The sequence below is a fragment of the Rhizobium bangladeshense genome (genome assembly GCF_001662075.1).
Lineage (GTDB): Bacteria > Pseudomonadota > Alphaproteobacteria > Rhizobiales > Rhizobiaceae > Rhizobium > Rhizobium bangladeshense_B.
This window is the reverse complement of the sequence record NZ_LYPL01000003.1, coordinates 326,984-340,021: the sequence shown is the minus strand read 5'-3', so window position 1 is coordinate 340,021 and position 13,038 is coordinate 326,984. Positions and strand designations below refer to the sequence as shown.

Below are 13,038 nucleotides of genomic sequence, written 5' to 3'. Positions count from 1 at the left end.
ATGGGAAAGATGGAAGGCGCCGCCCGGCGCCTTCGCATTCCGGATATTCTGTCGACGGGGCGCTCGATCGCGCAGCCTTCGGAGGCCGGGTTGAAGTCCGCCCATTTCAACAGGCCGTGGCTTGCCTTCGGTCTGGTAGCGCCGCAGCTGCTGATCCTGCTGTTCTTCTTTTTCATCCCGTCCTACAAGGCTCTGTCGCTGGCCTTCGTTCAGGTCGATCCCTTCGGCGGCACTCAGATTTTCGTCGGGCTCACAAATTTCTACAATCTCTTCGCCAGTCCGGAATATCGCGGTAGCGCGCTGTTCACGCTCTGGTTTACCGTTGCACAGAACGCCGCAACGCTTCTGCTTGCCGGCCTGTTCGCCTTTGCGACCGATTTCGTGATCAGGGGCAGGGGGATCTACAAGAGCATCATCCTGCTTCCCTATGCGATCGCGCCTGTCATATCGGGTGTGATCTGGGCCTTCCTGTTCAATCCGGCGGTGGGGCCGATCGCGCAGCTTCTGCATGGGTTCGGCTTTGAATGGGACCCGAATCGCCGGCCTTTCGATGCGCAGCTTCTGGTGACGATTGCTTCGGTCTGGAAGAATGTCTGCTACGACTATATCTTCCTCGTCGCCGCATTGCTGGCCGTGCCTGCCTCGCTGCTGGAGGCGGCAAAGCTCGACGGCGCAAGGCCTGTCCGGCGATTCTTCACCATTTCGCTTCCCCTGATCTCGCCGACGATCTTCTTCCTCGTGGTGATGAACTTCGTCTACGGCCTGTTCGAAACCTTCGGCATCATCGATGCGGTCACCCGCGGCGGTCCGGCGGGGGCGACGAACAGCCTGGTCTATAAGGTCTATCAGGATGGTTTCGTGCAGCTCGACCTCGGCTCGTCGGCCGCGCAATCCGTATTGCTGATGCTGATCGCCATCCTCTTCACCATCGTTCAATTCCGCGCGCTCGAGCGCAAGGTCAATTACCAGGTGTAGCCATGCCCGAACGCCATCTCGGTCTTTCGATCTTCTGCCATGCCATATTGTTGATCGGCGCGGTCTTCGTCTGCCTGCCGCTCTACTTCGCCTTCGTCGCCGGCTCGCTGACCTTGCAGGAGGTTCAGCAGGCGCCGTTTCCGGTGCTGCCAGGCTCGCATTTCTTCGAAAACTTGGCCGCCGCCTGGCAGCAGGGCGAATTCTCGCGGCTGTTCCTGAATTCGATCATTGTCACCGCCGGCATTGTCGTCGGCAAGCTGGCGATCTCGCTGATTGCCGCGTTCGGCGTCACCTATTTCCGCTTCCCGTTCCGTATGTCGGCGTTCTGGCTGATCTTCGTGTCGCTGATGCTTCCGGTCGAGGTCCGCATCATCCCGACCTATGAAGCGGTCGCCGATGCCGCCGGGCCGATCCGCTGGCTGGCCGGCACGATCGGCCTTTCCGGCGTCGTCGAAGGGTTGACCGGATACAGCATCGAAGCCTCGCTGAAATGGAACATGGTCAACAGCTATGCCGGCCTGATCCTGCCGCTGATCGCCTCCGCCTCGGCGACCTTCCTGTTCCGGCAGTTCTTCCTGACCGTTCCCGACGAGCTTTGCGAGGCGGCCAAGCTCGACGGCGCCGGCCCCTTGAAATTCTTCAAGGATATTCTGCTGCCGCTGTCGAGCGCCAATATCGCGGCCCTGTCGATCATCCTGTTTCTCTATGGCTGGAACCAGTATTTGTGGCCGCTGCTTTTTACCACCGACAAGGAGATGGGAACGGCGGTCCTCGGGCTGAAGCAGCTCGTTCCGGTCTCCGACTCCGCCCCTGCCTGGAACATTGCGATGAGCGCCGCACTGCTCGTCATGCTGCCGCCGGCGGCCGTCATTCTCTTCATGCAACGCTGGTTCACCAAGGGGCTGGTGGACTCCGGAAAATAACACGAAGATCTCAAGGAAATTCAGACGATGGTGCATATCATCGGCCACCGCGGTGGCCGCAATCTCTGGCCTGAAAACAGTCTTTCGGGCTTCCGAAAACTTGCGCAAATGCCGGTCGATGGCGTGGAGTTCGACACCCACCTGACGCGCTCGGGCGAAATGCTCGTCATTCATGACCCGACGCTCGAACGCACGACGGATGCGCGCGGCCTGGTCGCCGACCTCGGCATGGGAAAACATCGGGAAATCCGCCTCAAGGAGAGCGAGGCGGAGGCGATCCCGACGCTGGAGGAAGTGCTTGCCGTCTTCAAGGACACGCCGCTCGAGCTTCATATCGAACTGAAGACGCACGCCGATGGGACGCCTTACGAGGGGCTGGCGGCCAAGGCATTCGCCGCCGTCGAGCGGCTTGGTCTAATGGAGCGCTCGATCCTGACGAGCTTTCATCCCGAGGTGCTTGCCGATATCCGCAAGGCCGCGCCCGGGATTCGCACCCTGTCGTCTTTCGACGCCAAGTCGGCCGAGCGCCTCGGTCTGACGGACGGTCTCCGCCTGATGAAGCAATGCTCGGATATCATCGCCATCGAAAAATCGCTGCTTCAGGCGAAGTGGGACGAGATCACCGATCTCGTGGCGCTCGACCGGCTCGGCGCCTGGGTTCCGAACGAAACGAGCGATCTCGAATACTGGCTTGCCAAACCTATCCGGCAGATCACCACGGACCGGCCGGATCTCGCCCTGCAGGCGCGGGGGTGAGACATGCTCGATAGCCGCATCGATCATCCCGGCACGCGAGGCGCCATGGACAGCATCGACCTCGTGATCTTCGATTGCGACGGCGTGCTGATCGACAGCGAGCCGATCGCCAGCCGCACACTCGCCGAAACACTGCAAGGCGCTGGTATTGCGATCAGCGCTGCGGAGGCCCATGTCAAATTCACCGGCAATTCGGAAAGCATCATCGCCGAAATGTGTCGACGCGAATACGCAATCAGTGATGTCGAGACGCTGTTCGAGAGGTGGCATCGTCATCTGTTCCAGGAATTCGCCCGATCACTGACGCCGATTGCCGGCATTGCCGAGGTCGTCAACAGCCTCGACCGTCCGAAATGCGTCGCCTCGAACAGCACGATGCAGCGGCTGCGCAACAGCCTCGGCAAGCTCGATCTCTGGAGTGCCTTCGGCGAGGCCGTGTTCAGCGCCGAATTCGTCTCCCGGCCGAAGCCGGCGCCCGACCTGCTGCTGCATTGCGCTGAGCGCTTCAAGGCCCGCCCGTCCAAATGCGTCATGATCGACGACAGCGTTCACGGCGTGGCGGCGGCAATCGCCGCAGGCATGACGGCCATCGGTTTCGTCGATCCGGCTGATCCGAGGCCCGGTCGCCGCGCCGCGCTCGATGCCGCCGGAGCAGGCGCCGTTGCGACAGGGGCGGGGGAACTCACCGCCATTCTCGAAAATGTCGGAGGGAGACTGTGACGGCATCTGCCCGGCGCGTTGGCCTCCTTGCCATGGCGCCGCGACTGCGTAATGTCAGCCTCCCTGGAGGCGATCCTTCCAGACATAGAGTTTGAAATCCGGCTGAAACTGCCCATCAACCCGATCGCAGGCGATCTGAAGCGAGAGACCATGAGCGACATATTCCACACCCCGGAAGCGGATGCCAGATATGTCATCGGCGTCGATGTCGGCACCGGCAGCGCCCGGGCCGGCCTGTTCGATATGGCCGGCAGCATGCTTGCTTCCGCCAAGCGCAATATCAGCCTGTTTCATGAAGCCGGTTCCATCGTCGAGCAATCGAGCAGCGAAATCTGGCGCGCCGTGTGCGCGGCCGTGCGGGAGGCGGTTACCGCAGCCGGTGTCGATCCGGCGTCCGTGGTTGGGCTCGGCTTCGACGCCACCTGCTCGCTCGTCGTTCTCGGCGAAGGCGGCAAGCCGCTGCCCGTCGGCCCTTCGGAAGACCCGGACCGGGACATCATCGTGTGGATGGATCATCGCGCCGTCCCGCAGGCGGAACGCATTAACGCCGTCGGGCATGACGTGCTGCGCTATGTCGGCGGCCGAATCTCGCCCGAGATGGAAACGCCCAAGCTTCTCTGGCTCAGGGAAAACCGCCCCCAGGTGTTCGATGCCGCCTGGCAATTCTTCGACCTTGCGGATTTCCTGACCTGGCGGGCGACCGGCGACCTTTCGCGCTCGACCTGCACGGTCACCTGCAAGTGGACCTATCTCGCCCATGAGAAGCGCTGGGACAGCAGCTATTTCCATCAGATCGGCCTCGGCGTGCTGGCAGACGAAGGTTTTGCTCGCATCGGCACCTCCATCGTCGAGCCCGGCTCAGCGCTTGGTCAAGGACTGACCGTTGCTGCGGCAGAGGACCTCGGCCTGATACCGGGCACGGCCGTCGCCGCCGGGCTGATCGATGCCCATGCCGGCGGCGTCGGAACCGTCGGCGCCGATCCGCAGGCCAATCTTGCTTATGTTTTCGGGACTTCCTCCTGCACGATGACCTCGACGGCGGAACCGTCTTTCGTTTCCGGCGTCTGGGGTCCTTACTATTCGGCGATGGTGCCGGGCCTCTGGCTGAACGAGGGTGGCCAGAGTGCCGCCGGCGCGGCGATCGACCATCTCCTCTCCTTCCATCCAGCCGCCGGCGAGGCGAGGGAGCTTGCGAAGGGCGCAGGCGTTGCGCTGCCGGTGCTGCTCGCCGACTTGGCCGCCGGCAAGGCGGGCCATGCTTCCGATGCCGTCAAGCTGGCGGCCGGGCTGCATGTCGTTCCCGAGTTCCTCGGCAACCGCGCGCCCTTTGCCGATCCGCATGCCCGGGCTGTCATCGCCGGTCTCGGCATGGAGCGGGACGTCGACAGCCTGCTCTCGCTCTACATTGCCGGGCTTTGCGGCATCGGCTACGGCCTCAGGCAGATCATCGAGACGCAGGCAGGGGCGGGGGTGACCGTCGAAAACATCGTCATCAGCGGCGGCGCCGGCCAGCACGATTTCGTCCGCCAGGTGCTCGCCGATGCGAGCGGCAAGCCGGTGGTCGCCACCAAGGCCGAGGAGCCGGTGCTGCTCGGGGCGGCCATCCTCGGCGCTGTCGCCGGCCGCCAATTTGCCGATGTGCGCGCGGCGATGAGCGAACTCACCAGGGTGGAAATACGCTTTCAGCCGTCGCAGGGTGAGATTTCGGATCTCCACCGCAAGCGTTACGAAGCGTTCAAGGAGCTTCAGACGCTGGCGCGCAAGTTTCGCAGAGATGGCTGACCTCGCTGCGCGACAAGCGCGACGGGCTAATTGTTGATGGCGATGATCGCCCAATGGCTCTCGTCGCAGGCGTTGTCGTCGCAAACCGCGCCCATCCATACGGCGCCGTTTGCGAGCATGACGCCTTCGCTGCTGACGAAGAGATCCTCATATTGCTGGCGGCTGACGGCGCGGCGGGTCTCCGGCGTCACCAAATCACCGAAGTTCTCGATGAAATCCTCGGCGTTTTCGACATCGTAGGTCTCGCCATTGGCCTTCACGGTCAGCGGATATTCGGCAAGGACGGCGACGGTCTCGGCGTCGCCGGAGCGCATCGCCAGAACGAGCTGGCGCAGCGGCCGGTCGAAGCCCGCGGCATCGCCGTGCAATTCCTCGATGCGGTCATAGACCTCGTTGTCCGATTGCGCGGCGGCGCGGCCGGTAAATGGCGCCGTTGCCAGGAGCATTGCTCCGGCCAGGAGAAGGGCGGCAGAAAGGCGAGACATGACTGGCTTCCGGCAATGAGGTTCTGCAACATTATGCAGTCTCCGCCCGGTATCCGCCTATCCAATTCTGGTGCGGCGCCCGCCTTTCCCGTATAAAAATCTGCCGGGCCTGCTTGACGGCCCGATCGATTTGCCGCATAAAGCTCACGAACCGTACCGTACGGTACGTATATGGGAGCCGTGACCGTGTCTGTGGATACTGCAGAGCCGAGCGAATTTTCGCCGCGCCAGAACGCCGTTCTGGAGCAGGCGCTGCGGCTGCTTGTCGATGGCGGCGAGAAGGCGCTGACGACCTCGGGGGTGGCGCGTGCCGCCAATTGCTCCAAGGAAAGCCTCTACAAGTGGTTCGGCGACCGTGACGGTCTGCTCTCGGCGATGATCGCCTATCAGGCAAGCAAGGTGCGCACCTTCGAGCGCAACGGCGAGCGGCTGACGGCGGCGAGCCTGCACGACCATGTCGTCATCTTCGCGCGCGACCTGCTCGAAGTGCTGGCCGGCGACGTCTCGTTGGCGCTGAACCGGCTCGCCATCGGCCAGTCCCATCGCGACGGCTCGAAGCTCGGCAAGCTGCTGCTCGAACGCGGCCGCCGCCAGATCGACCGTCGCGCCATGGCGCTGATCGATGCCGGCAAGAGGGCAGGGCTCCTGCGCTTTGCCGATGCCGACGAGGCCTATCATACGCTTTACGGCCTTGTGGTCTCCGACCTGCATGTGCGCATGCTGCTCGGCGAACCCGGCCTCAAGGATACCGCGCGCCAGGCGGAGAAGGCGGTGACCGCCTTCCTCCGGCTCTACGGCACGGAAAAGGTACTGGCGGAGATGCCGGCTCTCGGCTGATTTCGCCTTAAGACAGTCAACAGGACAAGCACAAGGGAAGGAACTTCAAATGCGCGTCTATTACGATCGTGATGCCGATCTCAACCTCATCAAGGCCAAGAAGGTCGCCGTCATCGGCTACGGCTCGCAGGGCCGCGCTCACGCGCTGAACCTGAAGGACAGCGGCGCCCAGAACCTCGTCATCGCTCTCAAGGCCGGTTCGCCGACCGTCAAGAAGGCGGAAGCCGACGGCTTCAAGGTCATGACGGTTGCCGAAGCCGCCGGCTGGGCCGACCTGATGATGATGGCGACGCCGGACGAGCTGCAGGCCGACATCTACAAGGCCGATATCGCGCCGAACATCCGCGACGGTGCTGCGATTGCTTTCGCCCACGGCCTCAACGTTCACTTCGGCCTGATCGAGCCGAAGGCTTCCGTCGACGTCGTCATGATCGCGCCGAAGGGCCCGGGCCACACGGTTCGCGGCGAATACCAGAAGGGCGGCGGCGTTCCCTGCCTCGTCGCCGTTCACCAGAACGCCTCCGGCAACGCCCTTGAACTCGCTCTCTCCTACGCCTGCGGCGTCGGCGGCGGCCGTTCCGGCATTATCGAAACCAACTTCCGCGAAGAGTGCGAAACCGACCTCTTCGGCGAACAGGTCGTTCTCTGCGGCGGTCTCGTCGAGCTCATCCGCGCCGGTTTCGAAACGCTCACCGAAGCAGGTTACGCGCCTGAAATGGCCTATTTCGAGTGCCTGCACGAAGTGAAGCTGATCGTCGACCTGATCTATGAAGGCGGCATCGCCAACATGAACTACTCGATCTCCAACACGGCCGAGTGGGGCGAATACGTCACGGGTCCGCGCATCATCACCGAAGAGACCAAGGCCGAGATGAAGCGCGTCCTCAAGGACATCCAGACCGGCAAGTTCACCTCCGAGTGGATGCAGGAATACCGCTCCGGTGCTGCCCGCTTCAAGGGCATCCGCCGCAACAACGACAGCCACCAGATCGAGGAAGTCGGCGCCAAGCTGCGCGGCATGATGCCCTGGATCGGCAAGAACAAGCTGGTCGACAAGTCGGTCAACTAAGCGATTTTCAAGAGCGCGCCGCATCGAACCTGGTTCATGCGGCGCGCTTTGCAGTTTTGCCTCCCTGCATGTCGTGCAGCCAAGCCGTTGCCTTCGGTTGCGGCTTTCTGCTTGCGTCGCACTAGCCGGACATAAGGACGCAGCGGTCGAAGCGCCGGCCGCAACGTCAGCGGCTGGAGCCATGATGACGAGATCGCTGGTCATCGGCAACGACGGCGACTTCACTGCCACGTCAGGCAAGTGGGAAGTGCTCCTCAAGTGCTGCGATCCCTCGGTTGCGGCCGTCGGCGACCTTTTCGACCGAAACGACCAAGAACGGCTGGTTCGGCATGCCCGATACGTGTGCCGTCGATGTTGCTGGCCGCCTCTGGGTGTCGACGGATGGCAACAGCAACAAGCCCACCGGCCGCACCGACGGACTATGGGCCGTCGATACGGAAGGGGCGGCGCGCCACCTCGAAACCGTTCTTCCGCGTGCCGGTCGGCGCCAAAATGTGCGGCCCGCTCTCTTCACGCCGGATGACGAAACCGCCTTCGTCGCCGGCAGCATCCTGGCGATGGCGGCGAGGACTGGCCGGGCCATGGACCGCCCATCCTATTACGAGGACGTTTCGGCCCGCTGGCCGGACTTCAAACCTGATATGCCGGTGCGTCCTGCGGTCGTTGCGATACCAAGGCCGGCGGCGGCAAGATTGCAGTCTGACGACAGGAAACGCCGCGTCGAGCCTTGGGGCGAGTGGCGGTCAGGCTGCCAATTCACTGCGAATGCCATAAGCGGCCGGGACGAGCCCCTCTTCCGGCCACCTTTATGAGCTGTCGCCGCGCCGGTATCGCGTTATGCGGCCCTCAGCGCCATACGGTGATCCACCGCGTCGTCTTGCCGTCATAGCCGCTGCCGTCGCTTTCGCTGATGGCAATGTCGCGCCAGCCGCCTTTGGTCAAAAGCTCTGACAGCCACTCTGAGGAGGGGTAGTTGTAGTAGCGCCCGAAACCGTCATGGCCTTCTGCTTCGCCTGCCTTGAAGCTTGCATGAAGGCGGCCGCCGGTCCTGAGCGCACCGCGAATGCGGGCGAAAACGTCGGCGAGCTCGGATCTCGGAACATGGAGCAGGCTCGCATGCGCCCAGACGCCGTCGTAGGCGCTTTCGGCGTCGAGCTGCTGAAACAGCATGACCTTGACCGGCCTGCCGATTAGCATCTCCGCCTGCCTTGCAAGCTCCGCCGAGCCGTCGGTCGGTGTCACGTCGAAACCCTGCGACAGCATGTAGGCGCTGTCCTGCCCGCCGCCGCAGCCGAGTTCGAGGATTGCGGCACCCGGTGCGAGCCGCGCGAGGAAGGCATCGAGCTGCTGCTTTGGCAGGCTGCGCGCCCGATTTGCATAAATCTCGGCGTTTTCGTCGTAGAAGGCGGAGGTGCTGTCACGGTGCATGCGGAGCGTCCGATCCCCAAGGTCTGTTGGATTGAAGGTGTCTCTCCGAAGGCGGTCGGCGCACGACCGAGTTCAGGTCGGGATGAGGCGCGTCCAGCCATGCTGATCGTTCGTTACACCCTTCTGCAGACTGACGAGCTGCTGGCGCAGTTCGCTGGTCAATTTGCCGGTCTGTCCGTCTCCGATCAGAAACTCGCCGCCGGCATGTCGAACCAGGCCGATGCCCGCCAGGACTGCGGCGGTGCCGCAAGCGAACGCTTCGGCCAGTCTGCCGCTGGCAGCGTCGTCTTGCCATTCCGTAAACGAGTAGGGGCGCTGCTCGACGCGCAATCCCCTCTCTTCGGCGAGCACGATCACGGAGGCCCGGGTGATGCCCGGCAGGATCGTGCCGCCAAGGGGCGGGGTGACCACCGATCCATCGTTCATCACGAAGAAGACGTTCATGCCGCCGAGTTCCTCGACCCAACGATGCTCTGCGGCGTCGAGGAAGACGACCTGATCGCAACCTTTCTTCGACGCCTCGGCTTGCGCCACGAGACTGGCTGCGTAGTTTCCGCCGCATTTTGCAGCACCGGTGCCGCCGGCGGCTGCACGGGTGTATTCGGTCTCGACCCAAAGGGAGACGGCCTTGGCGCCGCCCTTGAAGTAGGCGCCGACCGGAGAGGCGATGATGCAGAAGACATATTCCTGAGCCGGACGAACGCCGAGAAACGCCTCGTTGGCGAACATGAAGGGGCGGAGGTACAGGCTGGCATCGCCGGACGGTATCCAGGCCTTGTCGACGCGCACCAATTCTTCAACCGCCTTTAGGAAGAGTTCTTCCGGTACGGGCGGCATCGCCATGCGGGTCGCCGACTGCGCGAAGCGGCGTGCGTTCTCTTCAGGCCGAAAGAGCAGAATCCGGCCATCGTCCGCCTTGTAGGCTTTCATGCCCTCGAAGATTTCCTGCGCGTAGTGCAGCACGGCGCTCGCAGGATCGAGCTCCAGGGGCCGCCTCGGCGTAACCTTCGCATCGTGCCAGCCCTTCTCGGCCGTCCATCGTGCCAGGACCATATGATCCGTGAAGAGCTTGCCGAAGCCGGGCGCCTCCAGCGCCTTAATACGTTCGGCGTCCGAGACGGGAGACTTGTGGAGTTCGATTTTGATTTCCTGAGAGGCCGACGTCACGGTCATTGCTGCACCTTGATAGTAAATTGAAGAGTGGCGGCGACACTACCGCCGCCGAGCCGGTCTTGGAAAGGTCTGAATCAGTCGGTTCCGGCTTTGATCGGAGGAATAATCGCTTGATGTGGCTGCTGTCGAGCAAATACGGGACCGAGCGGCTTCGATATCGGATGGCGTCAATATCCAGGGAGATCCGGAACATCCAAGGCTTTGGAATATGAGGTCTTCCAACATGTCACCACGACAAGAAAATAGGTCAGTATTATTGACATAATTTCCGCCGCATGGTTTGTCGGCCGTATTATAGAAAAATACGAGGAAACCCCATGCTGAACTGGGACACCATGTTTGCATCGCGCTCGTCGCGCATGCGCGCATCCGAAATTCGCGAGCTCCTGAAGCTTCTCGACCGGCCCGAAATCATCTCCTTTGCCGGCGGCATTCCCGATCCGGCGCTGTTTCCGGATCAGGAATTCAAGCAGGCCTACGCCGATATTTTCGCCGGTCCTGCCGTCAATTCGGCGCTGCAATATTCGGTCAGCGAAGGCTACAAGCCGCTGCGCGAATGGTTGGCCAAGCAGATGGCGGCCCTCGGCATTCCCTGCGAACTCGACAACATCTTCATCGTCTCCGGTTCGCAGCAAGGGCTCGATTATCTCGGCAAGCTGTTCCTGTCGCCTGATGATACTGCGCTGGTCACCTGGCCGACCTATCTCGGCGCGCTGCAGGCCTTCAACGCCTATGAGCCGGCCTATGACCAGCTGACGCCAGGCGGCAACCGGACACCGGAATCCTACCGCGCGGCGGCAGCCGCCGCCGGCGGCAAGGTGAAATTTGCCTATCTCTCCGCCGATTTCTCCAATCCGACCGGTGAAACGGTCGATCTCGCCGGCCGCAAGCAGGTACTGGCGCTTGCCGAAGAACTCGATGTCGCCGTTATCGAGGACGCCGCCTATCAGTCGCTGCGCTTCGACGGCGAGCCGATCCCGCCGATCCTGGCGCTGGAGATTGCCGAAAAGGGCCATATCAACGATACCCGCACGATCTATTGCGGCAGCTTCTCCAAGACATTGGCGCCCGGTCTTCGCGTCGGCTTCATCGTCGCCAATGCGCCCGTCATCCGCAAGCTGGTGCTGATGAAGCAGGCGGCCGACCTGCATTCCTCGACCATCAACCAGATCGCGATCAGCCATGTCGCCGAGCGCGGATTCGATGCCCAGGTCGCCAAGATCAACGCCGCCTACAGCCATCGCCGCGACTGCATGCTGGCGGCCCTCGAAAAGTATATGCCCAAAGGCACGAGCTGGACGAAGCCGGAAGGCGGCATGTTCATCTGGGTCACGCTGCCGGAAGGCATGGATGGCGCCAAGCTCCTGGCGAAATCGCTCGAAATCGCCAAGGTCGCCTTCGTACCCGGCAAGGCCTTCTTCGCCGACGGCTCCGGCGTCAACACCTTCCGCGTCAGCTTCTCCTGCGCCAACGAGGAGATGATCGAGGACGGCATTGGCCGGTTGGGCAAGCTGATTGCCGATGAGATCGACGGGTGACCGGGAGGGATGAGAAGAGGCAGTGACATTCACCGCCGTCCCCATTCCTGTTAGTGTGCTCGTCACAGGACTCCAGCCACGGCGCGTCCCCGCGGTGATTTACTCTTATTCGTGAAAGACTCTCTCGTGCCCAAGGACTTGGGCACGCTGGATTCCTGTGACGAGCGCTTCCGCCTTCTTCTCTCAGAGGAAAGGGGTAAGCGTTTATCCTTCCATTGCCATACTTTTCGCAAATCAGTGCACCAGCACCCAATCAGAAAATCGTCGTCCAGCCCTCGTTCGCGGTTTCGCTCTTGCCGTAGCCGACGCGGTCGGCAACCGCGCCGTCGGTGTTGCGGAGGATGATGTCGCCGCCGCGGTTGGCGAGCTGCGGGCCGCCGGCTGCGGCATCGAGCGCGATGGTGCGGATCTCGCCTGCGGCAAGCGTTCCCGATAGCGTCTGCGTCCGGCCGTTTTCGTCCTCCAGCTTCCAGCCGTCGAGCGACACCGACATATCGGAGCGGTTGATCAGCGTCACCGTTTCGGCCTCGGTGCCGCCTTCGCCATTCACCGGATTGATCAAGGCGGCGATGATGCGCAACGACGAGGCGACGACCGGCTGCGGCCGGCGCGTGCCTTCGCCGCGGCCCTGGCCGCCGCGGTTTTCGGAGACGGGGTGGCCGGTCTCAGCATCGGTGTTCCAGTTCTGCGACTGGAAGCAGAGGAAGATCGCCGCCCATTCGTCGGTATCGGTGAAATGGACGAGCAGCGCCCCGTCCTGGTTCGGGCCGTTGGTGGCCTTGAAGCTGCCGCCGTCACCCTGGTTCATGTGGATGTCGTGGATGCCGTTGCCCGGCTCGAAATCGAAATATTGATCGGGCTTGCCGTGCTCCGGCCCCCAGGCTTCGCCGAAGGCATAGAAGTGGATGTCGGGATCGGTGATGCCTTCCTCGACGATCGGCTCGATGAATTCCCTCAGATCGTTCTTCGGGCCGGAGAGCTGGAAGGGTGCGACATCCATATCCTCGCGTTCGATCAGGCCGCCGCGGACATAATCGATCGCAAGCTCCGGGCGGTCTTTGCGGATGTCGGTCAGGCCCATCGGCAGAGCTTCGAGCGCCTCCGTCAGTGCCGCGTGTTTGAAATCGACGATATTGGCGTAGAGCAGGTCGTGGGGCGACATCTTCGAGCGGACGTTCAGCGCAATGCGGTAACTGACGCCGTCCGCCTCGATGCGGATCTCGATATGGGGATCGTTGTCGTCATCGAGGGCGAGCGCGCTCGCCGTACCCTTCAGGACCTTGTAATTCTTCAGCATGAGAACCTCGCTGCGGTGGCGGGATCTCATGCTAGCACCGATAAAGTGCATCTTT

13 protein-coding genes are annotated in these 13,038 nt (G+C 62.6%); 9 read left to right on the top strand and 4 right to left on the bottom strand.

Annotation, left to right across the window (positions count from 1 at the left end; genetic code table 11):
* Positions 1 to 9: 9 nt before the first annotated feature.
* The 5 genes from A7X77_RS09240 to A7X77_RS09220 all read left to right on the top strand — a co-directional run bounded on the left by A7X77_RS09240 (position 10) and on the right by A7X77_RS09220 (position 5,156).
* Positions 10 to 975, top strand: a complete 966-nt coding sequence (locus tag A7X77_RS09240) for an ABC transporter permease subunit (protein WP_064682756.1) — start codon at positions 10 to 12, stop codon at positions 973 to 975.
* Positions 976 to 977: 2 nt separating this feature from the next.
* Positions 978 to 1,898: an ABC transporter permease subunit gene (locus A7X77_RS09235; RefSeq protein WP_064682637.1), complete on the top strand. Its 921-nt coding sequence runs from the start codon at positions 978 to 980 to the stop codon at positions 1,896 to 1,898.
* 27 nt (positions 1,899 to 1,925) lie between these two features.
* Positions 1,926 to 2,654, top strand: coding sequence for a glycerophosphodiester phosphodiesterase family protein (locus A7X77_RS09230; RefSeq protein WP_064682636.1), 729 nt, complete (start codon positions 1,926 to 1,928; stop codon positions 2,652 to 2,654).
* A gap of 3 nt (positions 2,655 to 2,657) precedes the next feature.
* Positions 2,658 to 3,374, top strand: a complete 717-nt coding sequence (locus A7X77_RS09225) for an HAD family hydrolase (RefSeq protein ID WP_064682635.1) — start codon at positions 2,658 to 2,660, stop codon at positions 3,372 to 3,374.
* Positions 3,375 to 3,524: 150 nt separating this feature from the next.
* On the top strand, positions 3,525 to 5,156 hold the full coding sequence (locus tag A7X77_RS09220) for an FGGY-family carbohydrate kinase (RefSeq protein ID WP_064682754.1): 1,632 nt from the start codon (positions 3,525 to 3,527) through the stop codon (positions 5,154 to 5,156).
* Between the two features lie 26 nt (positions 5,157 to 5,182).
* On the opposite strand, the gene A7X77_RS09215 is transcribed toward A7X77_RS09220, so the two are convergent.
* Positions 5,183 to 5,641 (bottom strand): hypothetical protein, encoded by a 459-nt coding sequence (locus A7X77_RS09215; protein WP_064682634.1) that lies wholly within the window; start codon positions 5,639 to 5,641, stop codon positions 5,183 to 5,185.
* A gap of 171 nt (positions 5,642 to 5,812) precedes the next feature.
* Between A7X77_RS09215 and A7X77_RS09210 the strand changes: the two genes are divergently transcribed.
* The 3 genes from A7X77_RS09210 to A7X77_RS09200 all read left to right on the top strand — a co-directional run bounded on the left by A7X77_RS09210 (position 5,813) and on the right by A7X77_RS09200 (position 8,359).
* Positions 5,813 to 6,478: a TetR/AcrR family transcriptional regulator gene (locus A7X77_RS09210; RefSeq protein ID WP_038689891.1), complete on the top strand. Its 666-nt coding sequence runs from the start codon at positions 5,813 to 5,815 to the stop codon at positions 6,476 to 6,478.
* 49 nt (positions 6,479 to 6,527) lie between these two features.
* Positions 6,528 to 7,547, top strand: a complete 1,020-nt coding sequence (gene ilvC / locus A7X77_RS09205) for a ketol-acid reductoisomerase (protein ID WP_004668557.1) — start codon at positions 6,528 to 6,530, stop codon at positions 7,545 to 7,547.
* A gap of 329 nt (positions 7,548 to 7,876) precedes the next feature.
* Positions 7,877 to 8,359, top strand: coding sequence for a DUF839 domain-containing protein (locus A7X77_RS09200; RefSeq protein WP_156668097.1), 483 nt, complete (start codon positions 7,877 to 7,879; stop codon positions 8,357 to 8,359).
* A 34-nt stretch (positions 8,360 to 8,393) separates the two neighbouring features.
* On the opposite strand, the gene A7X77_RS09195 is transcribed toward A7X77_RS09200, so the two are convergent.
* Both A7X77_RS09195 and A7X77_RS09190 read right to left on the bottom strand, forming a co-directional pair.
* Positions 8,394 to 8,975 carry a class I SAM-dependent methyltransferase gene (locus A7X77_RS09195; RefSeq protein ID WP_064682632.1) on the bottom strand — a complete coding sequence of 194 codons (582 nt, stop codon included), beginning with the start codon at positions 8,973 to 8,975 and terminating at the stop codon, positions 8,394 to 8,396.
* A gap of 72 nt (positions 8,976 to 9,047) precedes the next feature.
* Positions 9,048 to 10,148, bottom strand: coding sequence for a branched-chain amino acid aminotransferase (locus tag A7X77_RS09190; protein ID WP_064682631.1), 1,101 nt, complete (start codon positions 10,146 to 10,148; stop codon positions 9,048 to 9,050).
* Between the two features lie 317 nt (positions 10,149 to 10,465).
* On the opposite strand from A7X77_RS09190, the gene A7X77_RS09185 reads away from it, so the two are divergent.
* Positions 10,466 to 11,686 (top strand): PLP-dependent aminotransferase family protein, encoded by a 1,221-nt coding sequence (locus tag A7X77_RS09185; protein WP_064682630.1) that lies wholly within the window; start codon positions 10,466 to 10,468, stop codon positions 11,684 to 11,686.
* 253 nt (positions 11,687 to 11,939) lie between these two features.
* Here A7X77_RS09185 and A7X77_RS09180 read toward each other — a convergent pair whose 3' ends face one another.
* Positions 11,940 to 12,983, bottom strand: coding sequence for a DUF2278 family protein (locus A7X77_RS09180; RefSeq protein ID WP_064682629.1), 1,044 nt, complete (start codon positions 12,981 to 12,983; stop codon positions 11,940 to 11,942).
* Between the last annotated feature and the right edge of the window lie 55 nt (positions 12,984 to 13,038).